At 64.9% G+C, this 22,666-nt stretch carries 20 protein-coding genes; 8 read left to right on the top strand and 12 right to left on the bottom strand.

What is annotated here, in order from left to right; all coding sequences use genetic code 11:
- Nucleotides 1-8 precede the first annotated feature (8 nt).
- The 4 genes from lspA to LB552_RS25210 all read left to right on the top strand — a co-directional run bounded on the left by lspA (nucleotide 9) and on the right by LB552_RS25210 (nucleotide 5,017).
- A complete protein-coding gene (gene lspA / locus LB552_RS25225; protein ID WP_095769307.1) occupies nucleotides 9-497 on the top strand; it encodes a signal peptidase II in 489 nt (162 codons plus the stop codon).
- Between the two features lie 55 nt (nucleotides 498-552).
- Nucleotides 553-1,542 carry an MDR family oxidoreductase gene (locus tag LB552_RS25220; RefSeq protein ID WP_224610866.1) on the top strand — a complete coding sequence of 330 codons (990 nt, stop codon included), beginning with the start codon at nucleotides 553-555 and terminating at the stop codon, nucleotides 1,540-1,542.
- Nucleotides 1,543-1,666: 124 nt separating this feature from the next.
- Nucleotides 1,667-3,946 carry a PAS domain-containing hybrid sensor histidine kinase/response regulator gene (locus tag LB552_RS25215; RefSeq protein WP_224610865.1) on the top strand — a complete coding sequence of 760 codons (2,280 nt, stop codon included), beginning with the start codon at nucleotides 1,667-1,669 and terminating at the stop codon, nucleotides 3,944-3,946.
- A 183-nt stretch (nucleotides 3,947-4,129) separates the two neighbouring features.
- Entirely contained in the window at nucleotides 4,130-5,017 is an 888-nt protein-coding gene (locus tag LB552_RS25210; protein ID WP_095769253.1) for a GNAT family N-acetyltransferase, read from the top strand.
- Nucleotides 5,018-5,159: 142 nt separating this feature from the next.
- Here LB552_RS25210 and LB552_RS25205 read toward each other — a convergent pair whose 3' ends face one another.
- A complete protein-coding gene (locus tag LB552_RS25205; RefSeq protein ID WP_224610863.1) occupies nucleotides 5,160-5,792 on the bottom strand; it encodes a trimeric intracellular cation channel family protein in 633 nt (210 codons plus the stop codon).
- 101 nt (nucleotides 5,793-5,893) lie between these two features.
- On the bottom strand, nucleotides 5,894-6,526 hold the full coding sequence (gene grpE, locus LB552_RS25200) for a nucleotide exchange factor GrpE (protein WP_224606873.1): 633 nt from the start codon (nucleotides 6,524-6,526) through the stop codon (nucleotides 5,894-5,896).
- 218 nt (nucleotides 6,527-6,744) lie between these two features.
- Between grpE and LB552_RS25195 the strand changes: the two genes are divergently transcribed.
- Nucleotides 6,745-6,945 carry a hypothetical protein gene (locus tag LB552_RS25195; protein WP_140845241.1) on the top strand — a complete coding sequence of 67 codons (201 nt, stop codon included), beginning with the start codon at nucleotides 6,745-6,747 and terminating at the stop codon, nucleotides 6,943-6,945.
- 23 nt (nucleotides 6,946-6,968) lie between these two features.
- Here LB552_RS25195 and LB552_RS25190 read toward each other — a convergent pair whose 3' ends face one another.
- The 6 genes from LB552_RS25190 to cysG form a co-directional block, all read right to left on the bottom strand.
- The gene (locus LB552_RS25190; protein ID WP_095769249.1) at nucleotides 6,969-7,589 is read right to left on the bottom strand and encodes a DJ-1/PfpI family protein; all 621 of its coding nucleotides are present in this window, start codon (nucleotides 7,587-7,589) and stop codon (nucleotides 6,969-6,971) included.
- Nucleotides 7,590-7,803: 214 nt separating this feature from the next.
- Complete coding sequence (locus tag LB552_RS25185; RefSeq protein WP_224610861.1) at nucleotides 7,804-8,337, bottom strand: DUF934 domain-containing protein; 534 nt, start codon at nucleotides 8,335-8,337, stop codon at nucleotides 7,804-7,806.
- 97 nt (nucleotides 8,338-8,434) lie between these two features.
- Nucleotides 8,435-9,196: a phosphoadenylyl-sulfate reductase gene (locus tag LB552_RS25180; RefSeq protein ID WP_095769247.1), complete on the bottom strand. Its 762-nt coding sequence runs from the start codon at nucleotides 9,194-9,196 to the stop codon at nucleotides 8,435-8,437.
- Entirely contained in the window at nucleotides 9,171-10,841 is a 1,671-nt protein-coding gene (locus LB552_RS25175) for a nitrite/sulfite reductase (protein WP_224610859.1), read from the bottom strand. Before LB552_RS25175 ends, LB552_RS25180 begins: the two co-directional genes overlap by 26 nt.
- A 43-nt stretch (nucleotides 10,842-10,884) precedes the next feature.
- A complete protein-coding gene (locus LB552_RS25170) occupies nucleotides 10,885-11,190 on the bottom strand; it encodes a DUF2849 domain-containing protein (protein WP_095769245.1) in 306 nt (101 codons plus the stop codon).
- Nucleotides 11,187-12,635 (bottom strand): siroheme synthase CysG, encoded by a 1,449-nt coding sequence (gene cysG, locus LB552_RS25165; protein WP_224610857.1) that lies wholly within the window; start codon nucleotides 12,633-12,635, stop codon nucleotides 11,187-11,189. The genes LB552_RS25170 and cysG overlap by 4 nt, the downstream gene beginning before the upstream one ends.
- A gap of 416 nt (nucleotides 12,636-13,051) precedes the next feature.
- Between cysG and LB552_RS25160 the strand changes: the two genes are divergently transcribed.
- Complete coding sequence (locus tag LB552_RS25160; RefSeq protein ID WP_095769243.1) at nucleotides 13,052-13,492, top strand: host attachment family protein; 441 nt, start codon at nucleotides 13,052-13,054, stop codon at nucleotides 13,490-13,492.
- A 214-nt stretch (nucleotides 13,493-13,706) separates the two neighbouring features.
- Nucleotides 13,707-15,506 carry a YbaL family putative K(+) efflux transporter gene (ybaL, locus tag LB552_RS25155; RefSeq protein WP_224610855.1) on the top strand — a complete coding sequence of 600 codons (1,800 nt, stop codon included), beginning with the start codon at nucleotides 13,707-13,709 and terminating at the stop codon, nucleotides 15,504-15,506.
- A 6-nt stretch (nucleotides 15,507-15,512) separates the two neighbouring features.
- Here ybaL and LB552_RS25150 read toward each other — a convergent pair whose 3' ends face one another.
- Entirely contained in the window at nucleotides 15,513-16,319 is an 807-nt protein-coding gene (locus LB552_RS25150) for an AraC family transcriptional regulator (protein WP_224610853.1), read from the bottom strand.
- 124 nt (nucleotides 16,320-16,443) lie between these two features.
- On the opposite strand from LB552_RS25150, the gene LB552_RS25145 reads away from it, so the two are divergent.
- Nucleotides 16,444-17,361, top strand: coding sequence for a zinc-binding dehydrogenase (locus tag LB552_RS25145; RefSeq protein ID WP_224610851.1), 918 nt, complete (start codon nucleotides 16,444-16,446; stop codon nucleotides 17,359-17,361).
- A 9-nt stretch (nucleotides 17,362-17,370) separates the two neighbouring features.
- Here LB552_RS25145 and LB552_RS25140 read toward each other — a convergent pair whose 3' ends face one another.
- The 3 genes from LB552_RS25140 to LB552_RS25130 all read right to left on the bottom strand — a co-directional run bounded on the left by LB552_RS25140 (nucleotide 17,371) and on the right by LB552_RS25130 (nucleotide 22,628).
- On the bottom strand, nucleotides 17,371-18,120 hold the full coding sequence (locus tag LB552_RS25140; protein WP_095769240.1) for an SDR family NAD(P)-dependent oxidoreductase: 750 nt from the start codon (nucleotides 18,118-18,120) through the stop codon (nucleotides 17,371-17,373).
- 65 nt (nucleotides 18,121-18,185) lie between these two features.
- On the bottom strand, nucleotides 18,186-20,462 hold the full coding sequence (locus tag LB552_RS25135) for a transglycosylase domain-containing protein (protein WP_224610849.1): 2,277 nt from the start codon (nucleotides 20,460-20,462) through the stop codon (nucleotides 18,186-18,188).
- Between the two features lie 198 nt (nucleotides 20,463-20,660).
- Entirely contained in the window at nucleotides 20,661-22,628 is a 1,968-nt protein-coding gene (locus LB552_RS25130; protein ID WP_224606845.1) for an acyltransferase family protein, read from the bottom strand.
- Nucleotides 22,629-22,666 lie beyond the last annotated feature (38 nt).

The following is a 22,666-nucleotide window of genomic DNA, read 5'->3' as shown; positions in this document are numbered from 1 at the left end:
ACCGCCAAATGAAATACTGGTCGCCTTACGTCGTGCTGGTCGTCATCGCCATTGCGCTCGACCAGTGGATCAAGCAGCTGGTCGAGAACGGTCTCGCCTTTCAGGAGAAGGTCGATCTGCTGCCATTCCTGGCGCTGTTTCGCACCTACAACACCGGCATCGCCTTCTCGATGTTCCAGTCCTTCGGCGATACCGGCCTGGTGGTCATCGCCGTGCTCGTCGTCGCCTTCGTGCTCTATCTCGCCACGCGCACGTCGGCCGGCCATGTCGTCGCTCGTATCGGCTTTGCGCTGATCATCGGCGGCGCGCTCGGCAACCTCATCGACCGCGCCGTTTACGGCCACGTCATCGACTACATCCTGTTCCACACGCCCGTCTGGTCCTTCGCGGTCTTCAATCTCGCCGACACCTTCATCTCGGTCGGCGCAGCGCTTGTCGTCTTCGACGAACTGATCGGCTGGCGGCGCGAAGCCAAGTCCCAGGACCTTGGCAATTGACCTCACGCTGTTGAAACCGCAGACTTCCTCATCAGCCAGAGGCGAGGAGAAAATCATGCCCGACACCTTCAAAGCCATCCTCGTCTCGCGCGATGCGGACAAGAAGCAGTCCGTCGATGTCGTCGACCTCGCCGAGGCCGACCTGATGGAAGGTGACGTCACCGTCGCCGTCGAGGCGACGACGGTGAACTACAAGGACGGGCTCGCCATCACCGGCAAGGCCCCGGTCGTGCGCCGCTGGCCGCTGGTTCCAGGCATCGATTTCGCCGGCACCGTGATCTCCTCCTCGCATGCCGACTGGCGCAAGGAAGACAAGGTGATCCTCAACGGCTGGGGCGTCGGCGAGACGCATTACGGCGCCTATGCCGGCCGCGCCCGCGTCAAGGGCGACTGGCTGGTGCCGCTGCCCGAGGGCATGAGCGCGCATGATGCGATGGCTGTCGGCACGGCGGGCTACACGGCAATGCTCTCGGTCATGGCGCTGGAGCGGCACGGAATCGTGCCGGACCGCGGTCCCGTGGTGGTGACGGGCGCTGCCGGCGGCGTCGGCTCGGTCGCCATCTCGATCCTGTCGAGCCTCGGCTATCATGTCATCGCCTCGACCGGCCGCAACGCCGAGAGCCCGTATCTGATCGATCTTGGCGCGGCCGAGGTGATCTCGCGCGAAGAGCTCAGCCAGCCCGCGAAACCGCTCGCCAAGGAGCGCTGGGCAGGCGGCGTCGACTCGGTCGGCAGCCATACCTTGGCCAATGTGCTGTCGATGACCTCCTATGGCGGCGCGATCGCCGCTTGCGGCCTGGCCGGCGGCATGGACCTGCCCGGAAGCGTCGCGCCCTTCATTCTGCGCGGCGTCTCGCTGCTCGGCATCGATTCGGTAATGGCGCCGAAGCCGGTACGCCTGGAAGCATGGCGCCGCATCGGCACCGACCTCGACTCCAAGAAGCTGTCGACATTGTCGCGCACGATCGGTTTCGACGGCATTGTCGCCGCCGCGCGCGATATCGTCGAAGGCAAGATCAGGGGTCGCGTCGTTGTCGATATGTAGCTCGCAACGACCTCGCGAAGCTCGGTTTCGCCCGCGCATGCGGGCGGTCGGAATCCGCGCGATTCGCTAAAATTCGAACGATCCCTCCCAGCCTTCCATAATTTCTGTCTGGCATGGTCTGCGCATGGTCGCGGACTCCGACATCAGACAGGACACCAAAGCCGCCGGCGCTGACAGGCTCATCCCCGATGCGCCGAAGCGGCAGGTGCTCGTCGCGCCGCCGCTGGCTCCCGACCTGCCGGGGGCCAGCCACGACGGCCTGCCCTTCCTGACGATCGTCGCTATCGCCATCATGGCGGGGCTCGCGCATCTCACCGGAGCGCCGCTCATCATCACCGCCGGCCTCGCCGCCATAGCCTTTGCGGGCTTGGCCATGCATCTGCGCAGCCGTCGCGATGAGCGCCGCACCGCAGCGCTTCTCGACGAGACCGCCGCGCGCAGCCGCGCCGAGATCGAAACCCTCGCCGACCGCATGTGGGAGATGCAGGAGAGCGAGGAGCGCTTCCGCGGCCTGATCGACGCGCTTGGCGACCTCGTCGTCCATCGCGATCGCGACGGCCACATCGTTTATGCCAACAGCGTCTTTGCCTCGCTTGTCGAGCTCGATGCGCGCGATCTTGCCGGCAAGACCTTGTCCGAGCTTGGCATCGATGTCGGCATCGTTCCCGACGCCGCCTTCTCCGATCATGAATGCCTGAGCTCGACCGATGTCGCGATCCGCACCCCGAACGGACCACGCTGGTTCTCCTGGATCGAATTGTCGGTGCGCGACAAGGACACGGGCGCAGTCTCGCACCGGGCGATCGCCCGCGACATCACCGCCCGCAAGCGCGCCGAATCCTCGCTGATCACCGCGCGCGAACGGGCCGAATATGCCAGCCAGGCCAAGTCACGCTTCCTCGCCACCGTCAGCCATGAGATCCGCACGCCGATGAACGGCATCATGGGCATGGCGAAGCTGCTTGCCGATACCGACCTCTCGCCCGAACAGCGCACCTATGTCGGCGCCATTTCCACCTCGGCCAGCGCGCTGCTCGCGCTCATCGAGGACCTGCTCGACTATTCCAAGATCGAGGCCGGCCGCTTCGAACCCGAGCCCCAGCCGACCTCGCTGCGCGAGATCGCCGACAACATCATCGAACTTCTGGCCGCAAAGGCCTTCGCCAAGAACATCGGCCTCGGCTGCCATGTCGAGCCCGATGTGCCGCAGATGATCACCGCCGATCCAGGCCGCGTGCGCCAGGTGCTGCTCAACCTCATCGGCAATGCGGTGAAGTTCACCGACACGGGCGGGGTGCTGCTGACCGTGGCGCGCGCCCGCAGCGAAACCACTGACCGTATCTGCTTCACCATCGCCGACACCGGCCCGGGCCTGCGCGAAGAGGACATGGAGCGCATTTTCGAGGAATTCGAGCAGTCCGACGGCACCTCGACCAGGGTGCATGGCGGCGCCGGCCTTGGGCTTGCCATCTCGAAGCGGCTGGCGACGGCGATGGGCGGCTCGATCTCGGTTTCGAGCCGGCTCGGCGAAGGATCCGAATTCGTTTTGGAGCTTCCGGCGGTCGCCGCGACCGAGCCGCCGCCGCATCGCCACAACATCCTTGCCGACCGGCGGGCGGTGATCGTGTCGAAAAACGCCATCGAGGCCGATGCCATCGCCCGCGCGATCAGGGCCCATGGCGGCATCGTCGAGGTTGCCGCGACACCGGGCCAGGCCGCCACCTTCGCTGCGGGCTGCAACGTCCTTCTGATCGATGCCGCGCTCGAAAACAGCGACGGGAGGCTGCTCAAGCGGCTGCGCGATTCTGGCTTTGCTGACTGCGAGGCCATCACCCTGATTGCGCCGACGGATCGCGGCATGCTCGGCGAATTCCGGGCCAGCGGCTACGCCACCTTCCTGGCCCGGCCGGTGCGGGGCGAGACCCTGCTGCGTGTGCTGTTGACCAGCCATGGCTCGGCGCTAGCCAAGCCGCTGCCGAAGCCGCGCGGTGCCCCCTCGGTGCGCAAGCGCGACCAGGGCCTGTCGGTGCTGATCGCGGAAGACAATGACATCAACGCCATGCTCGCCCGCGCCACGCTGCTCAAGGCCGGACACCGCGTCAAGATCGTCGGCAACGGCAAGGCCGCGGTCGATGCCGTTACCGATGCCGGCCTCAAGTTCCGCTTCGATGTGGTGCTGATGGACCTGCATATGCCTGTCATGGACGGGCTGGACGCGATCGCCGCCATCCGTCGCCATGAAGAGTCCCTGGCCATGCCCCCGATTCCGATCATGGTGCTTTCGGCCGACAGCCAGGAAAAGACCCGGCATGCCGTGCTCGCCCATGGCGCCAGCGGTTTCGTGACCAAGCCGCTCGACCCGGACGCGCTCGTCCAGGCGGTCGAGGGCCAGGTTGCCGCCTGAGGAAATTTCTAACCGTTGAACGCCTTGGCTTGCTTGGCTTTCGCGATCACAAGATAGCCGGTTGAGTGTATTGCCCAGCCGACAAAGTATTGCCCGCCACGTCGTATCACGGTACTGTCACAATCCTGTTGCACCTACACCGTATCCCCGTGCCAAGAGGGATGGCTCGAAGGAGAATCACTCGTGCATACAGTCGTGCCTGAATGTGACACTCGGCCGAATGCCGGCGGCGCCCTGCTCGCCGCCCGCACCGCCGACGCCGTCGCAAGCGGCGCTCCGCTGGGCCGCATCGGCAATCTCGAAGTGCGGCTCGCCCGCAACGAGGCCGAGATCGCCGCCGCCCAGGAAGTGCGCTACCGGGTATTCTACGACGAGCTTGGCGCGAGGAAGGACCTGTTCCAGGCGCAGGACCGGCGCGACGCCGACCGGTTCGACCCGCTCTGCGATCACCTTCTGGTGTTGGACAATTCCCTTCCCGGCCCTGAGCACCGCCGCATCGTCGGCACCTACCGCCTGCTGCGGCAGGAAATCGCCGCGACGGCCGGCGGCTTCTATTCCGAGGGCGAGTTCGAGCTTACCAAGCTGATCGCGCGGCATCCCGGCCAGCGCTTCCTCGAGCTCGGCCGTTCCTGCGTTCTGCCGGAATACCGCTCCAAGCGCACCATCGAGGCGCTCTGGCAAGGTATCTGGGCCTATATCAACCACTACGACATCGGCGTGATGACCGGCTGCGCCTCGTTCCACGGCATCGTGCCGGCGGCGCATGCCGAGGCGCTGACCTATCTCGCCCATCATTGCCGCACCAACTCCGCCTGGGATGTTCGCGCGGTTCCGGGACGCTACTGTTCGATGGACCTGATGCCGATCGAGGCGGTGAACGCCAAGGCGGCGATCGCCGCCATGCCGCCGCTGGTCAAGGGTTATCTGCGTGTCGGTGCCCGCATCGGCGACGGCTGCGTCATCGACCACGAATTCTCGACCGTCGACGTCTTCGTCGTCATGCCGGTCAAAGAGATCGGCGCCCGCTATGTCAACTACTATGGCGGCGAAGGGCAGCGTTTCGCGGCATAGCGGATAGCGAATAGCGAATAGCGAATAGCGAATAGCGAATAGCGAATAGCGAATAGCGAATAGCGAATAGCGAATAGAAGAAAGTGGCGGGATCTGTTCCGTTCAACCCCTATTCGCTACTCCCTATTCGCTCCTCGCTCCCTCAGGGAATATCTTCCGGCCTTCGCCCCGGCCGGCTCTTATAGGCCGGAAACGACCAGCCGAATTTAAGCGCTCCGCCGCGCACCGCGAATGCCCCCGCGAAGCCGAGCAGGCTGGACGCCAGCTCCGGCAGGCCGGCAAGATCGCCAAGGGTGAAGATGGCGGCGCCGGCAAGGGCGGCCGTGACATAGATCTCGGGCCTGAGCAGCACCGACGGCTCGCCGGCAAGCAGATCGCGCAGAATGCCGCCAAAGGTCGCCGTCAGCACGCCGGTGATGACCGACACGACGGGCGAGCCGGTGATCGCCAGCCCCTTGGCCGCGCCCATCACCGAAAAAGCGGCAAGGCCGACGGCATCGAGCCACAGCAGCAGCTTGTAGCGGGATTCGAACCGGTGGGCGCTGAAGAAGACCAGCACCGCGACGACGGCGCAGATCAGCACATAGCCGCTGCTGGTGACCCAGAACACCGGCAGGTTGAGGATGACGTCGCGCAGCGTCCCGCCGCCGATGCCGGTGACGCTGGCCAGGAACAGAAAGCCGATGATGTCGAGTTCTTTGCGCGATGCGGCAAGCGCACCCGTCGCCGCGAACACGGCGACGCCGGCATAGTCGAGCAACGCGATGGGATTCATGGGCGAGCGAGTAGCGAGTAGCGAATAGTGAGTAGGGAAATAGCACGAAGCCGCGGATAAATATCAGCCCCGACTCACTACTCCCTATTCGCTACTCCCTCTCACGCATCCTTCTCGGCCTGCTCGTTCACCGGGCCCGGCTCGACCTTGGCCTCGGCGGCCGCCTTCGGGCCGCCCTTGGCGACACCGACCATCGCTGGCCGCAGCACGCGCTCGCCGATCGAATAGCCCGGCTGCACCACCTGGACGACAGTGCCTGCGGGAACATCCGGATTGGGGATCTCGAACATCGCCTGGTGGAAGTTCGGATCGAACTTCTCGCCTTCGGGCGCGAGTCTCTTCACGCCGTGGCGCTCCAGCGCCGAAAGCATGGCGCGCTCGGTAAGGTCGACCCCTTCGATCAGCGATTTGAAGCCGGCGTCGCCGCTGGCCTTTGCCTCGGCGGGAATCGCGTCCAGCGCGCGGCGCAGATTGTCGGACACCGACAGCATGTCGCGCGCGAAGTTGGCGACGGCATAGGCGCGGGCGTCCTGCACGTCGCGCGCGGTGCGCCGCCGCAAATTCTCCATTTCGGCCGCCGCGCGCAGCGCACGGTCCTTCAGTTCCTCGTTTTCCTTCAGCAGCCGCACCAACGCTTCGTAGTCGCCGTCGACGCCGCCCTCCGCACGCTCGCCGGAAGCCTCGGCGGCTTCGATCTCTTCGGGCGTGCGTTCGTCTTTTGCCTGGTCGCTCATCGCGTTTCCCGTCATTTCGAATTGCTCTGGATTTGCGCCCGATATCGAGGTTTGGAGGGCAAAAATCAAGGGGCAAGCGCAGGCGGCTGGTGGCAGGCTGCCGTTCCAAATTAATTCAAACTTTACCGTATCACGCAGCTTTGCTTGCTCTCGAGCACTGCCACGGGAACCATGAACCGCCCGCGGGAGTTTCGAAGCCGACACAGGATTTTGGGACGATGAACGGCAACAACGGCAACAGGCGCGCCGAATTGGCCAACGATATCAGGCGGCAGGCGGGCAGCGAAGCGACGAAGCGCTTTCTGCGCACCTTGCCGGTATTTCGCCTGGAAAGGGAGATGCCCCGGCAGTTGACCGACCTGCTTGACCGCCTCGACGGCGCCGAGGCGGAGAACGCGGACGACCCGCGGCGTCAGTAGCCGCGCGCCGCAACTGACAAGTTTCAGGCCGCCTTCCTGTCGTCGCGCATCAGCACTTCGCCGTGACGGATCTCGGTGCCGAGCACCTTCAGGCATTCCCGCATGAAAGCGGCTAGGCCCGGCCAGCCCTTGGCTGAAACCAGATTGCCGTCGACATGGGCGCCGGTCGGCGCGACATCGATATAGATGCCGCCGGCAAGCGTCACTTCCGGCTCGCAATAATGCAGCGCCGCCACTTCCTTGCCGCGCACCACGCCGTCGACCGCGATCAGGATCTGCGCGCCATGACAGATGGTGAAGATCGGCTTGCCGGTTTCATGGAAATGCCTGACCAGCGCCTGCACGCGCTTGTCGATGCGGATATATTCCGGCCCGCGGCCGCCCGCCGCATAGACAGCATCGTAGTCGGCAGGGTTCACTTCGGCGAAGGTCTTGTTGAGGATGTAATCGTGACCGGGTTTTTCGGTATAGGTCTGGTGGCCCTCGAAGTCGTGCAATGAGGTCTTGAGCACGTCGCCGGCCTTCTTGTCCGGGCACACGACATGGACGGTGTGGCCGACCGCGTGCATGGCCTGCTCGAAGACGAAAATCTCGTATTCCTCGCTGAACTCGCCAACGAGCATCAATATCTTCTTGCCTGCCATGCTGCTTCCTCCCTTAGCTGGCCGTTATTTCGTGGTCCGAAGTAATGGCCCTATCCTAAGGGCAGGTCGGCCGAAGCGGAAGCCCGAATCGCCAATGTGGTCTGACCAGACCAGCGCAGCGAGCTTTCCAAACCTATCTTGAGCTGAGCTGACCAACAAAATGTGTGACGCTGGTCGGACCACAGCGATTTCATTTGCCCTATGAAATGCCGCGTCAGCTGGGGCGCTTGCGCCGCCAGGAATATTTTGGACCCTTGGCCTCCGGTTCGACGGCCGGCTGGTAGTAAAGCGGCAAGCCGCCGGTTCGGCCTTCCTCCAGTCGCTTCAGCAGCACCGGATTGGAGACCTCGAACTCGTCGAAGCCGAGCCGCAGCATATGCGGCAGCTGGTCGACCAGCACCTGCCCGGTGGCGCGCACCGCGCCCTTGAATTGATGCCGGGCGCGCAGCAATTCGCCTTTGGAAAAAGAGCGGCCGTCATTGAAGGCCGGGAAGGCCAGCGCCACCAGCGACAGCTGGTCGAGCAGGCTAGTTATCTTGTCCAGCTCGTCGCCGGGCTGCAGCAGGACGCCGAGACGCTCCTTGGCTGACTTACGAACGTCTTCATCCAGCCCGAGAAAGGCCTGCAGAGGCAGGATGAAGCGGCCGTTGCCGGCAAGCGCCTCGGCGCTTTCGGCGTAGGTCCACTCATCCTCGCGAAAACCGTCACGGGTCCAGAGGCGGGTCCCCGCTGTCGTCGATCCTGTCATCAAAAATCCCAAAGTCACAAAATTTCGAGGCGAGCCGGCAGGCCGCCAGCAACCGGAAGCCGCTTGCGGACCGGCATCACGTGAATAGCGATATACCCTAAAGCGAGGCGTCGGTCAGCGACTTCTCCAAACCGGAGAGGTGAATACCGCACTCGGTCTTGGCGTGGCCCGCCCAGCGGCCGCTGCGCGCATCCTCGCCCGGCTGCACCGGCTGCGTGCAGGGAAAGCAGCCGATCGAGAGATAGCCATAGGCGACCAGCGGATTTTCGCGCAGCGCATGCGCCCGCATATAGTCGGCCTGGTCCGATGTCGTCCAATGCGCCAGCGGATTGATGCGGATGCGCGAGCCGACGGCCTCGAAGACGGGCAAAGCCGTGCGCGTCGAAGCCTGGAAGCGCTTGCGCCCCGTGAACCAGGCGCGGAACGGCTCGACGCCGCGCGCCAGCGGCTCGACCTTGCGCACATTGCAGCAGGAATCGGTGTCGGTCTCGTGCAGCCTGCCGGTCGGATCGACGCGTTGGAGCGCGGTCTCTTCCGGCTTGATCACCCTGATGTCGGTGAGGCCGAAATCGGCGACCAGCGCGTCGCGATAGCCGAGCGTCTCCTCGAAATGCTTGCCGGTGTCGAGAAAGATGACCGGCAGCGCGCGGTCGATCTCCGAAATCATGTGCAGCAGCACGGCGGAGTCCGCGCCGAAGGAAGACACCGCGGCGACCGCGCCGCGGAATTCGTGCGCCGACCGTTCGATGATCTCGATCGGCTTCAGATGGCCCAACAGCGCGTCGAGCCCCGCTGCCTCGGCGGCAACGCCGGTCTCGACTTCGCCTGTCCGGTCAAGCGGCCTTGGTTTCGCCAGCATAGAGCGCCTCCTTGAACGGCGCGGGACCGACACGGCGGTAGGCGTCGATGAAACGTTCGTCGGGACTGAGCCGAAGGCCGAGATAGGTATCGACGATCTGCTCGATGGCATCGGTGATCTCATCGGAGGAGAAGCCGCGGCCGATGATCTCGCCGACGGATGTGTTTTCGTCGGCCGAGCCGCCGAGCGTCACCTGATAGAGCTCGGTGCCTTTCTTCTCCACGCCCAGAATGCCGATATGACCGACATGGTGGTGGCCGCAGGCATTGATGCAGCCGGAGATCTTCAGCTTCAACTCGCCGATTTCGCGCTGCCGCTCCAGCGAGGCGAAGCGGCGCGAGATTTCCTGCGCTACCGGGATCGAGCGCGCCGTGGCCAGCGCGCAATAATCGAGGCCCGGGCAGGAGATTATGTCGCTGATCAGATTGGAATTGGCTGTCGCCAGGCCGATCTCGACCAGCGCGTCGTAGACCGCCTTGAGGTCGGCGCGCGCCACATGCGGCAGGATCAGGTTCTGTTCGTGGCTGACGCGCAATTCGTCGAAGGCGTATTTCTCGGCGATGTCGGCAACCGCTTCCATCTGGCTGTCCGTCGCGTCGCCGGGCACCTCGCCGATGCCCTTGAGCGAGATCGTCACCGCCGCATAGTCGGGATGGCGATGCGTCACGACATTCTGGTCGAGCCATTCCGAAAAGCTCTTGGAATCGAGCCTGGCCTGTTTCACCGCGTCATCGCCTTCCGGCCGGGAAACCAGCGCCGGCGGCGCGAAATAGGCGTTGATCGCCTGGATATCGGCTTCCGGCAGCTTGAGCTCGGCGTCCTTCAGCTCTTGCCACTCGGCCTCGACCTGGCGGGTAATCTCCTCCACGCCGGTCTCGTGCACCAGGATCTTGATGCGCGCCTTGAACTTGTTGTCGCGACGGCCGTAGAGGTTGTACACGCGCAGGATGGCCGTGCAGTAGGACAGCAACTCCGCCTCCGGCAGGAAGTCGCGGATCTTTCTCGCCACCATCGGCGTGCGGCCCTGGCCGCCGCCTATGTAGACGGCAAAGCCCAGCTCGCCGGCGGCGTTCTTTTTCAGATGCAGACCGATGTCATGCGTCTGGATGGCGGCGCGGTCGCGCTCGGCGCCGGTCACCGCGATCTTGAACTTGCGCGGCAGGTACGAGAACTCGGGATGCACCGACGACCATTGGCGCAGGATTTCCGCATAGGGGCGCGGATCGGCGACCTCGTCGGCGGCGGCTCCGGCGAAATGGTCGGCGGTGACGTTGCGGATGCAGTTGCCGCTGGTCTGGATGGCGTGCATCTCGACGCTCGCCAGATCGGCGAGGATCGCAGGGATGTCCGACAGCGCCGGCCAGTTGAACTGGATGTTCTGGCGCGTGGTGAAATGGCCGTAGCCCTTGTCGTATTTGCGCGCGATGTGGCCGAGCATGCGCAATTGCCTGCTGTTCAGCGTGCCGTAGGGCACGGCGATGCGCAGCATATAGGCGTGCAGCTGCAGATAGACGCCATTCATCAGCCTGAGCGGCCGGAACTGGTCCTCGGTGATCTCGCCGGCAAGCCGGCGCTGCACCTGGTCGCTGAACTCGGCGACACGGGCGTGAACGAAATCCTGGTCGAACTCGTCGTAACGGTACATGCTTCGTCTTTCAGGGCGCGTCCGCCCGCTGCTTTTCTTGGGTTTAAGCCGCCCGCGCCGCTTCCGGGCTTGCCTGCTTGCCGAGATCGGTGCGGATGGTCGGGCCCGCGGCGCGGATCTTTTCGCGCAGCCGCACCGGCTCGACCAGGCCATCGACCACCGTGACGTCGATCAGGTTGACGTCGACCACCTCATTGTTGGCGCCAGCCGCGGCGCCGATCGCTTCCAGCCGGTCCTCCGCCGTCTTGTCATGCGCGATATCGGCGTGACCAACCGTCTCCGCCCAGCCGCCGGCGGCGTACCAGACGGCGATGCCGTCGGAGAGCCTGTTCGCGGTGAGAACCTTCATTGCCGGACTCCTTCGGCCACGGCTGAAGCCGCGCCCTCATGCTTATGTGCCGCGAGCGGCTCGGATTGTTCAAAATTGGCGCCGGCGACGGCGTCGCCGATGATCGTCATCACCGGTCCGGTGAGATCGGCGCGCTCCTCCAGCGACGGCAGGTCGGCAAGCGTGCCGTGGAAACGGCGGCGGTTGACGAGGCTGGCATTCTCGACGACGGCAACGGCAGTATCCGGCGACAGTCCCGCTTCGATCAGCCGGCCGGCGACTTCGGCAGCGACCGAACGGCCCATATAGACCGCAACGGTCGCGCCCGAAATGGCAAGCTTGGCCCAGTCGGGCAACGAGTTGCCCTTGAGGTCGTGGCCGGTGGTGAACACCATCGAGGACGAAACGCCGCGCAGCGTCAGCGGCAGCTCGAAGTCGGCGGCGGCGGCGAAGGCGGCGGTGACGCCCGGAACCACTTCATAGGCGATCCCGGCCTCGCGCAGCGCCGCCATCTCTTCGCCGGCACGGCCGAACACCAGCGGATCGCCGGACTTCAGCCGCACCACGCGCTTGCCGGCGCGGCCCAGCTCGATGAGCAGCGCGTTGATCTCTTCCTGGCTCTTGGAATGGCAGCCCTTGCGTTTTCCGACCGGCAGGCGCTCGGCGTCGCGGCGGCCCATGGCGACGATCACCTCCGGCACCAGCGCGTCGTAGACGATGGCGTCGGCGTCCAACAGCAGGCGATGCGCGCGCAAGGTCAAAAGGTCCTCCGCACCCGGACCGGCGCCGACCAGCGCGATATGTCCCTCGACCGGAGCATCGTGAGCCAAAAGCTCGAGCGCCGCGTCATGCGCCTCGGCGAGGTCGCCGGCTTCGATGGCCTTGGCCGGCGAACCGGCGAAGAAATCGCTCCAGAAGCGGCGGCGGCGATTGCCTTTCGGCAGCGTCTCGGCGGCGGCGCGGAAAGACGCGGCAAGTGAAGCCAGCCGGCCGAGCGACGGCGACAGCATGCGGTCGATGCGCCCGCGCAGCATCTGCGCCAGAACCGGTCCGGCGCCCTCTGTGCCGATGGCGATCGCCACCGGCGCCCGATTGACCAATGCGGGCGTGAAGAAATCGCACAGCTCCGGACGGTCCACGGCATTGACCGCAATGCCCAGCCGCCGCGCGTCCTCGACGACGCGGCGATCGAGCGCCTCGTCGCCGCTGGCGGCGAACACCAGGGCGGCACCTTGGAGATGCGCGGCCTGATAGGCTGCGTTGATGTGAACAGCGCCGGCCGACGCGATGAAATCCAGCAGGCCGTCGCTGGCATCGTCGGCAACGATGCGCAACACCGCGCTCGATTGCGAAAGCAGCCGCGCCTTGGCGAGCGCCTCCTCGCCATTGCCGATGATGGCTACGGCTTCGCCGTCGACCCGCATGAAGACGGGAAAGGCATTGAGCTTGGCGTTGGCTGGCGACATGGCAATGAGCAATATTGGAATAGTTTGGCAGTTTTACGCGGCCACGCCCAAAATCAGAAGGCAAGCACTCGCGCGTCGCCGAACGGCAGGCAATCGCTTTTTCGCAACTGCGAAGGCCAAGAGAAAAAAATTCTACTTTGACGGTGAGACGGCCGGAGCGGCATAAGAAACAGCCTTGATCCGTCGTAATTTTTAGCGCCTGACCGAGAAAGCCGCAAAACAGTTTATTCTAAATTCTACTAACTTAGTAGATTAAAGCTGACCCTGCGGGATAGGCGCTCGACCGAGTCTGCCGGAAGCGATCGAGACGCCATCGCCGGATCGGAACAATCATGCCTCGCGGCTCGTTTGCCTAGCAATCCATTTGCGGATCCCAAGCTCCATCTATCGGCAAGCAGCAAGCAAGGAGGAACGCCATGAGCATCAAGCTGAAACACGGACTGTGGGTCATCGTGGCTGATGGCGAAAAGGCGCTTTTCCTGCGCAACCAGGGCGACGCCAAGTTCCCGAACCTGGAAGTGGTGCAGGAGATGGAGCAGGAGAACCCCGCCACGCGCGAGCAAGGCAGCGACAAGCCGGGCCGCCAGAGCAACGAGGGTCCCCGCAGCGCCGTCGAGGAAACCGACTGGCACCGTCTCGGCAAGGAGCGCTTCGCCGTCGAGATTGCCGACCGGCTCTACAAGCTGGCGCACCGCGGCGCGTTCGACGCGGTCGTGCTGATTGCGCCGCCGCAGGTGCTTGGCGAGATGCGCCAGAAGCTGCACAAGGAGGTTTGCGAGAAGGTGCAGGCGGAAATCCCGAAGACACTCACGAACCATACGATTCCCGACATCGAGAACCTGTTGCAAGCGGCATAAGGCGCCGAAAAAAAGCGGCTTCGAGGCTGGGTCGCGTCCCGAAGCCGTCTCTTTGTCGGCGCGGCGCCGATTTCCGGTGCGCGCCGACTTCAGCGTCGAATTCTGCGCGGCGGCGGTTGCATCATCGCCGCTGCGTCCATCATATTGCCGAAGGCGACGGCCTCGGCGGGCGCCCATCCGACATCGTGAATTTTCGAAAGGCGCGCAAAAGACAATGCCGCATGACACGCCCCTTATCGCCACCATCGTCGCCGGTCTGGGGCTTGCATTCGTCTTCGGGGCGCTAACCAACCGTTTCCGCATCCCGCCGCTCGTCGGCTATCTTGTCGCTGGCGTCCTTGTCGGTCCGAACACGCCCGGCTTCGTCGCCGACGCCAGCCTTGCCAATGAACTCGCGGAAATCGGCGTCATCCTTTTGATGTTCGGCGTCGGCCTGCATTTTTCGCTGAAGGACCTTCTGTCCGTCCGCGCCATCGCCGTGCCGGGCGCCATCGTACAGATCGGCTTTGCGACCTTGCTCGGCGTCGGACTTGCCTGGCTGCTCGGCTGGTCGCTTGGCGCCGGCCTGGTCTTTGGCCTGGCGCTTTCGGTCGCCTCGACCGTGGTGCTTTTGCGCGCCATGCAGGAGCGGCGGCTGATCGAAACCGAGCGCGGCCGCATCGCAGTCGGCTGGTTGATCGTCGAGGATCTCGCCATGGTGCTGGCGCTGGTGCTGTTGCCGGCGCTCGCCGGCGTGCTTGGCGGCCAGCCGCAGATCGACGACCATGCGAGCCTGCTCTCGCTGCCCGCCAGCTACGGCATTTGGGGCGTGGTCGGCGTCACGCTTGCCAAGGTCGCCGCCTTCGTCGTCGTCATGCTGGTGGTCGGCCGCAGGGTCATTCCGTGGATCCTGCACTACGTCGCTCACACCGGCTCCCGGGAATTGTTCCGGCTCGCGGTGCTGGCCATCGCGCTCGGCGTCGCCTTCGGCGCGGCGAAGCTGTTCGGCGTCTCGCTGGCGCTCGGCGCCTTCTTCGCCGGCATGATCATGAGCGAATCCGAGCTCAGCCACCGCGCGGCGGAAGAATCGCTGCCGCTGCGCGACGCCTTTTCGGTGCTGTTCTTCGTCTCGGTCGGCATGCTGTTCGACCCGTTCAGCCTGATCAGCAACGGCCTGCCGATTCTCGCCACCTTGGCCATCATCATTATCGGCAAGTCGATCGCCGCTTTCGTTATCGTGATCGCCTTCCGCTATCCGATCGCGACCGCGCTGATGATTTCGGCGAGCCTTGCCCAGATCGGCGAATTCTCCTTCATCCTGGCCGAGCTTGGCGTCGGCCTGAAACTGTTGCCCGAGCAGGGCCGCGACCTGATCCTCGCTGGCGCCATCCTCTCGATCCTGCTCAACCCGCTGATGTTCCTCGTTGTCGACTGGATGAAGCCGTGGCTGGAAAAGCGCGCCGGCAAGGCCGCGCCGGCCGAAGAGCAAAGGCCTATCGGCCCGGCGACCGAGCCCGGCCAGGTCGCTTCGGTGTCGGCGGCTCCAGAAAAGGAAGACGGCCCGCCGCCGAAGACGACCCTCGCCGGCCATTCCATCCTCATCGGCTATGGTCGGGTCGGCAGCCTTGTGGGCGCTGCGCTGAAAGAAGCCGCCCTGCCCTTCCTGGTGATCGAGGACGCCGACAAGACGCTGGCCAAGCTGCGCGACGACGGCGTCGAGACCATCGCCGGCAACGCCGCCAATGCGGACGTCTTCGCGGCCGCCAACCCGGAGGGCGCGAAGCGGCTGATCCTCGCCATTCCCAACGCCTTCGAGGCAGGACAGATCGTGCTTCGGGCCCGCAAGGCCAATCCGGCGATCAACGTCATTGCCCGCGCTCATTCCGATGCCGAGGTCGAGCATCTCAAAGGGCTCGGCGCAGACATCGTGATCATGGGCGAGCGCGAGATCGCTCGCGGCATCGTCGAGGTGGTGACCGGCAAGACCACCGATCCGGCCGCGCCTGGCATGGAGATCGATCCGCAGCCCGCTTGATGGATGTCAGGCCAGGAACGCGGAGCCGCCATTCTGCGCGATATCGCTGAGGTATTTTGCCGGCGGCTTGCCCAGCGCCTTTTTGAACATGGTGATGAAAGCGGTCACGGATTCATAGCCGAGATCGCCCGACACCTGCTGCACGCTGGCGCCGGAAGACAACTCCCTAAGTGCCACGATCAGATGCAGCTGCTGGCGCCAGCGTCCGAAACTCAGGCCCGTCTCCTTCACAACGAGCCGCGCCAGGCTGCTCTCGCTGAGCGCGACGCGGCCGGCCCATTGCGCCAACGTGCTGCGATCGGCGGGGTCGTCGGCCAGCGCTTCGGCGATCCGCCGCAGCCGCGGCTCGGCCGAGATCGGCAAATGCAATTGCTGCACAGGCATACGCGGCAGTTCCGCGAGCAGCACGCTTCCCAGGAAGTTGCCGCGTGCATCGTTCGGCGCGCACTCCGACAGTTCGATGATCAACTCGCGCAGCAGCGGCGAGATCGAAAGCGTGCAGCACCGGTCCGGCAGGTCGGCGGCGCCGGGCTCGATATAGACGAAGAAAATCCGCGCATTCGCCGTCGCGATGTTGCTGTGTTCCATGCGGCTCGGCACCCACACCCCGCAATGCGGCGGCACCATCCAAAGCCCGCTCGGAACGCGGCAGGTGACGCCGCCGCCGAGCGCGAAGACGAGCTGCCCCTTGCGGTGCCAGTGCTCGCGCACCTCGGCCCTGGTCTCGGTCACATCGACGCCAACGGCGATCGCCGGCGCAGCCACGTCGTCGACGTCGAAATCCAGCCACGGCCAGCGAAGCGGCTGTCTCATCCTTGACTGCTTTCAGCGATCATCTGGCCTTATCTCTAAATTCTTCGAGCGCGAAGGTCGATAGGCTCCAGCCGTTTCGTCATCGAAATCGCGATTCCCAAGCCAATTTCAAAAGGAGGGCCCTGTGCTCGCTCTCGCTATTTCTTCCGACAGCCCCAACCGGCTGAAGCTCACCGGAGCCGAGGAGCCAAACTGCAATGGAAATGAAGCGATGGTGGCAGTTCATGCAACATCGTTGAATCGTGGCGAGCTGCGCCTGCTCGGCATCCGACCTGACGGGTGGATACCTGGCCAGGACATCGTCGGCATTGTCGAGCGCGCGGCGGCCGATGGCTCGGGGCCGACCGCGGGCACGCGCGTTGCCGCCTTGGTCGACCAGGCCGGCTGGGCTGAACGGGTGGCCGTTCCGACCGATCGTCTCGCCGTCGTGCCGGATGCAGTCAGTTTCGCGTCCGCAGCCACGCTTCCGGTGGCGGGCACGACGGCGCTCAGGACCTTGCGCCACGGCGGCGATCTCGCCGGACAGCGGGTCCTGATCACCGGCGCGAGCGGCGCGGTCGGCCGCTTCCAGGTCCAGATCGCCCGCGAGCAAGGCGCTTCAGTGACAGCGGTCGCTTCGGCCCGGCACCACGATGATCTTCGCGATCTGGGCGCCGAGCAGGTCGTCGCGTCGATCGAACTGGCCGAGGGATCGTTTTCATTGATCACCGAGTCGGTCGGCGGCAAAAGCCTTACCGACGCAATCGAACATGTCGCGCCCGGCGGGACCATCGTCATGTTCGGCTCGAGCAGCGGCGAGCTCACGCCGATTGGGTTCCGCCAGTTCGTTCCGGGCCACGAAGGCGCGAGGCTTCAGACCTTCGCCTATTACACGTCCGGTTCAGCCATCGGCGCCGACATCGCCGCGCTGCTCGATCTTGTCGCGGTCGGCAGGCTCGAAACGCGCGTGGCCATGACCGTGCCGTGGACGGAGATCGGCCGGGCCCTGGACGCGCTGCGGCAACGCAGCTTCAGCGGCAAGGCCGTTGTCACCATGATCTGAAGTCAGCCATCAAACGTGCTGGCCGCCATTGATGTGGATTTCCGAGCCGGTCACGTAGGACGCCTGGCCCGAGCACAGGAAGAAGATGATGTCGGCCACTTCCGAAGTGGCGCCCAGTCGTCTCAGCGGGATCGTCTCGACTATTCTGTCGGTGCCGGGCGAAAGGATCGCGGTGTCGATCTCGCCCGGCGCGATCGCGTTGACGCGGATGCCGTGCGGGCCGAAGTCATGTGCCATCTCGCGCGTCAGCGAGCCGAGCGCCGCTTTCGATGTGGCATAGGCCGTGCCGGCGAACGGATGCACACGTGTGCCGGCGATCGAGGTGACATTGACGATCGAGCCCTTGGCAGCGGCGAGTTCCTTGAACAGCCCCCTTGCCAGCATGATCGGCGCGAAGAAATTGACCTGGAACACGTCGCGCCAGACATGCATCGGCGTCTCGATCGAGTCCATGCGCCTGCCGTCTTTCAGCTTCGGCGAAATGCCGGCGTTGTTGACCAGGGCGTGCAGCTGTCCGCCATGCGCCTCAAGCCGGTGACGGATTTCCGAAACGGCGATGCCGACATCCTCCTGGTCGGCGAGGTCGACCTTGATGTGGTCCTCGGGGCCGGCCGGCCACGGGCAATCCTCGGCGAAGGCCTGGCGCGAGCAGGTGATGACGCGCCAGCCCTCGCGCGAAAAGCGCTTCACCGTAGCATGGCCGATGCCGCGGCTGGCGCCGGTGAGCACGATGGTTTTTCTGCTGTCGGTCTCGGCCATGGTTTTGTCTCCGGCCGGACATGTAGCCGAAGGCGCTTGCCATTGCGAGAGGCGAAGTTGCCGCTCTAACCGCCGCCCAGAATATCGAGGATCGAAGTCTGGCGCTTTTTCGTCGGGCCGCCGACATTGCCGGGCGGCACCGGATGCTTGATCGAGGCGGTTTCGCCGCTGTCGCTCGGCATATCGAAGCCGGCGGCATCGACGGTCTCGGCAGGTCGCGCGGTCCGCACCGGACGCGCGGGCGCCTGGGCGACAGGCTGCGATCGAGCAGCAGGCTGTGACTGGCCGACAGCCGCGGGCGGCGCAGGCGGCGGCTGCGAGGCATCGGCCGACGGGATCTCGTCCGGCACGATCGTATCGGACGGCGTCGACTTCCAGGTGCCGGGCAGCGGCCGCACAGGCACGCCCTCATGCGCGGCCACCATGAATTCGTGCCAGGCCTGCGCCGGCAGGGCGCCGCCGGTGACCTTCTTCGTCGGGCTGCCGTCGTCATTGCCGAACCACACGCCGGTGGTGAGATTGGCGGTGTAGCCGACGAACCAGGCGTCGCGCGAGTTCTGGCTGGTGCCGGTCTTGCCGGCCGACGGCCAATTGAAGGCCGCCTTCTTGGCGGTGCCGATCTCGACCGTGCCGGTCATCATCGAATTCATCATGCCGACGGTGTCGGCCTTGACGACGCGCGGCGCGCTGCCGCCGCTGTTCTCGTAAAGCACCTTGCCCTCGCCGGTGGTGATGCGCCGAATGAAATGGACGTCCGGCTTGTAGCCGCCATTGGCGAACGGGACGTAGGCGGAAGTCAGCTCCAGCGGCGTCACCTCCGAGGTGCCGAGCGCGATCGAGGTGTTGGCCTGCAGGTCGGACTGGATGCCCATGCGATGCGCGGCTTCCACCACCGCGTCGGGCCCGACTTCCATGGTGAGCTGCGCCGCCACTGAGTTCAGCGACTTGGCCAAAGCCGTGGCCAGCGTCACCTTGCCGTAATATTTGCCGCCGTAATTGTCCGGCGTCCATTTGCCGATTTTGATCGGCGCGTCGTTGCGCACGCTGTCCGGCGTGCGGCCGGCCTCCAGCGCCGCCATGTAGACGAACGGCTTGAAGGCCGAGCCCGGCTGCCGGCGCGCTTCCGAGGCGCGGTCGAACTGGCTGGTCGAATAATCATAGCCACCGACCATGGCGCGCACCGCGCCGGAATCGTCGATCGACACCAGCGCGCCTTGGCTGACGTTGAGCTTCTTGCCGCTTTCGTCGATCAGCCGGCGGATCGACTGTTCGGCAAGCTTCTGCAGGGTCAAGTCGACGGTGGTGTCGACGATGATGTCGCCGCGCACCTCGCCGATGAGATCGGGAAGCTCCTCCATCACCGTGTCGGCGACATAGTTCTCGGAGCCGGTCCAGTAGGACGGCGCGCGCGTCGCCGGCGCGCTCAGCGCCACCTTGTATTCCTTGTCGCTGATCTTGCCTTCCGCGCGCATGGCCGCGAGCACGAGCTGCGCCCGCTCCTCGGCCGCCTTCGGGTCGCGCGCCGGCGAAAGCTTGGACGGTGCCTTGAGCAGCCCCGCCAGCAGTGCTGCCTCGGAAAGGCTCACGTCGCGCGCGCTCTTGCCGAAATAGCGCCGCGAAGCCGCTTCCACGCCATAGGCGCCGGATCCGAAATAGACCCGGTTGAGGTACATTTCGAGGATCTGGTCCTTGCTGTGCTTGTGTTCGAGCCACAGCGCGAGCAGCACTTCCTGCACCTTGCGCTCCAGCGTGCGGTCCGGCGTCAGGAACAGGTTCTTCGCCAGCTGCTGCGTCAGCGTCGAGCCGCCCTGCGAGAAATGACCGCCGAGAACGTTGGTGACCATGGCGCGTGAAAGCCCGATCGGGTCGATGCCGAAATGCGAATAGAAGCGGCGGTCCTCGATGGCGACGACGGCTTGCGGGATATAAGGCGACATTTCGTGCAGGCCGACGGCCTCGCCGCCCGACATGCCGCGATTGGCGATCAGCCCGCCATCGACCGACACGATCTTGATGTTGGGCGCGCGGTCGGGGATCGACCAAGTGGTCGCCGCCGGCATCTTAGCACCGTAATAGACGACGATGCCGGCCGCCGCGATGCCGCCCCAAATACAAAGCACGAAGCACCAGTAGACCAGGCGGGTTGCGATGCCGAGCAAGCCCCGCCGGCTGCGGTCGCGGCCGCGACCGCGTGATTTCTTTGCGGATCTGCCCTTTGCAGTGGATTTACGGCTGCGCGGCACGACGCGATCCTCCTCGCTCACCGAAAAGCCTTCGGAGGATTTCGCGCGCGGCGCCTCCTCGAAGCTCGGTTCGATGCGACTGTCTCTGCGGTTCGCCATGCGCTCTTGCTAACCTGCCCCGGGTGCCGATGGCGTTCGGGTTGAAGACTAGATGCGGCGGTTTAAAGGCGGGTTAAAGCAGGGTTTATGCAGCGTTTTGAAAACCCTTAGGATTTTCTAAATCCAACGGCATCGCACTATCCTTCGCTGTCGAATTCGCGCCTGCGGGACGCCGTATCATCGCGGGTGGACGGTTGCTCAAAGTCCCGCTGCCTTGGCCAGGTAGGGAGCCAGCGCCAGCGCGTAGGTTGCCGTGAGATGATGGTTGTCGCGCAGCACGACGATGTTGCCGACCACCGCCGGGCAACTGTCCTTGCCGCAGAGCGCATCGTTCATGTCGACCACGGTCACCCCGGCCACGGACCGGGCGGCGAGCGCGTAGATGTTTTCCCGTTCGACCTCGGCGCGCGGGTTGATGCATTTGGCCGGGTCCGTGCCCAGGCAGGTGCGCGGGTCGAACAGGCTGAAAGGTGTGTTGCGGATGGCGACGACGCGCACGCCCTGACTTGTGAGCTCGCCCCAGACGCTGCGCAATCCCTCAATCATCGCGCCCTGGGCAACGCTGGTATAGTTGCTCTGGCTGGTGATCACGAAATCGGGCTTCAATTTGGCGATTTCAGCGAGAACTTTCTCCCGCCACAGCGCGCATTGCTGATACGGCTTGCCGTCGTCAAGGATAGTGACCCGGGTTACCGGGCATGCCGCCTTGGTGAAGGTGACGAGCCTCCATTTTCTGTCTTTGGCGATTTTGTCGACTGCCGGCACCCATTGCGCCGCGTGGGAATCGCCCATCACGACAATGGTCCTCGTCCCCGCCGGGTCGCCGAGCTGGCAACCGGTCGCGTCGGTTCCCTTCTGCTGCTGATGACACTTCATCCTGTAGATGACGGGCACGTCGCTGCCGATCTTGCTCAAAGGCGGCAACGGCTTGACGCCCTGGGGCACGACAGCGTTCGCCAGCAAGGCCGCAGGTCCTGGATAATTCGGCGTTCCGATCAGTCCGGTGTCGATGGGCTGCCGGTCGATCGCGTAGACGAGTCCGCCGGCCACCGCCACGCACAACCCCACCGCCACCGTGCCGTCGATCAGTGGCCGCCATGCCGGGGACGAGCGCGAATGGCGATAGGGCTGTTCGACGAATCGGTAGGAGAGTTCGGAAACCACTAGGATGGCGACGATCAGCAGAACACCATCGGCAAGGCCGATCGCGCCGCGTTGCGCGGCATAAAAAATGATCAGCGGCCAATGCCACAGGTAGATCGAATAAGAGCGATCGCCGACATAGCGCAGCATGGCGATGTCGAGGCCGCGAAAGCGGCCCATGCGTACATTGCCGGCCGCAATGATCAAGGCCGTGCCGAGTGTCGGCAGCAGCGCCTTGAAACCCGGAAAATCGGTCGAGCTTGAAAACAGCATCGCCGATGCGAGCGCCGCCAAGATGCCGGCGACAGCCACCGCTGTCCGCACGCGGCCGTTTGGCCGGAAGCGGTCCGAGGTCAGCGCCAGCAGCCCGCCGAGGGCCAGTTCCCAGACCCGCGTATGGGTGACGAAATAGGCCCAAGCCGGATCGGAACGGGTGAGAGCGACGGAAGCCGCGAGCGAGCCCGCCATGACCACGCCGAGTACGAAGACGAGCGTCTGCATCGGCGAACGTCCGCGGCGCCTGGCCCACCACAGGGCCGCCATCATCAGCAGCGGCCAGACGATGTAGAACTGCTCCTCGATCGACAGCGACCAGAAATGCTGCACGGGGCTCGGCGCGTCCTCGGCGCCGAGATAATCCACGGCCTGTTCGGCAAGCCGCCAGTTCTGCATGTAGATCGCGCTTGCAATCACCTGTTTGGCGGTTTCTTCCCACCATGCGTCCGACACGAACAGCAGCGTTCCCGCGAGCGTGACCAGGAGGGCGACGATCGCCGCGGGCAGCAGCCGCCTGACCCGGCGCGTGTAAAAGCCGACCAGCGAGATGCCGTCCTCGCTGAGCGCCATGCGGGTGAGCAGGCCGGTGATCAGGAAGCCGGAGATGACGAAGAAGATGTCGACCCCGACATAGCCGCCGGGAAGCGCTGCCGGCCAGACGTGGAAAATCACCACAAAGGCGACGGCAAGCCCGCGCAGCCCCTGTATCTCCGGCCGAAATCCCCCCGGCGCAATGTCGTCTCGCAAAGCCGGTCTAGCCCCTCACCGCGCCGGTCTCCCGGCTG

Source organism: Mesorhizobium sp. CA7 (assembly GCF_020165015.1).
In the GTDB taxonomy this organism is placed as follows: Bacteria; Pseudomonadota; Alphaproteobacteria; order Rhizobiales; family Rhizobiaceae; genus Mesorhizobium.
The sequence above is the reverse complement of the archived record's forward strand: the minus strand, read 5'-3'. Positions and strand labels throughout refer to the sequence as shown.

Excerpts from the sequence above, each read along its gene's own strand:
- LB552_RS25175 (WP_224610859.1), bottom strand. The coding sequence starts at position 10,841 with ATGTACCGTTACGACGAGTTCGACCAGGATTTCGTTCACGCCCGTGTC.
- LB552_RS25185 (WP_224610861.1), bottom strand. The coding sequence starts at position 8,337 with ATGACAGGATCGACGACAGCGGGGACCCGCCTCTGGACCCGTGACGGT.
- LB552_RS25205 (WP_224610863.1), bottom strand. The coding sequence starts at position 5,792 with ATGAATCCCATCGCGTTGCTCGACTATGCCGGCGTCGCCGTGTTCGCG.
- lspA (WP_095769307.1), top strand. The coding sequence starts at position 9 with ATGAAATACTGGTCGCCTTACGTCGTGCTGGTCGTCATCGCCATTGCG.
- grpE (WP_224606873.1), bottom strand. The coding sequence starts at position 6,526 with ATGAGCGACCAGGCAAAAGACGAACGCACGCCCGAAGAGATCGAAGCC.
- LB552_RS25150 (WP_224610853.1), bottom strand. The coding sequence starts at position 16,319 with ATGAGACAGCCGCTTCGCTGGCCGTGGCTGGATTTCGACGTCGACGAC.
- LB552_RS25160 (WP_095769243.1), top strand. The coding sequence starts at position 13,052 with ATGAGCATCAAGCTGAAACACGGACTGTGGGTCATCGTGGCTGATGGC.
- cysG (WP_224610857.1), bottom strand. The coding sequence starts at position 12,635 with ATGTCGCCAGCCAACGCCAAGCTCAATGCCTTTCCCGTCTTCATGCGG.
- LB552_RS25220 (WP_224610866.1), top strand. The coding sequence starts at position 553 with ATGCCCGACACCTTCAAAGCCATCCTCGTCTCGCGCGATGCGGACAAG.
- LB552_RS25195 (WP_140845241.1), top strand. The coding sequence starts at position 6,745 with ATGAACGGCAACAACGGCAACAGGCGCGCCGAATTGGCCAACGATATC.
- LB552_RS25180 (WP_095769247.1), bottom strand. The coding sequence starts at position 9,196 with ATGCTGGCGAAACCAAGGCCGCTTGACCGGACAGGCGAAGTCGAGACC.
- LB552_RS25170 (WP_095769245.1), bottom strand. The coding sequence starts at position 11,190 with ATGAAGGTTCTCACCGCGAACAGGCTCTCCGACGGCATCGCCGTCTGG.
- ybaL (WP_224610855.1), top strand. The coding sequence starts at position 13,707 with ATGCCGCATGACACGCCCCTTATCGCCACCATCGTCGCCGGTCTGGGG.
- LB552_RS25135 (WP_224610849.1), bottom strand. The coding sequence starts at position 20,462 with ATGGCGAACCGCAGAGACAGTCGCATCGAACCGAGCTTCGAGGAGGCG.
- LB552_RS25140 (WP_095769240.1), bottom strand. The coding sequence starts at position 18,120 with ATGGCCGAGACCGACAGCAGAAAAACCATCGTGCTCACCGGCGCCAGC.
- LB552_RS25190 (WP_095769249.1), bottom strand. The coding sequence starts at position 7,589 with ATGGCAGGCAAGAAGATATTGATGCTCGTTGGCGAGTTCAGCGAGGAA.
- LB552_RS25215 (WP_224610865.1), top strand. The coding sequence starts at position 1,667 with ATGGTCGCGGACTCCGACATCAGACAGGACACCAAAGCCGCCGGCGCT.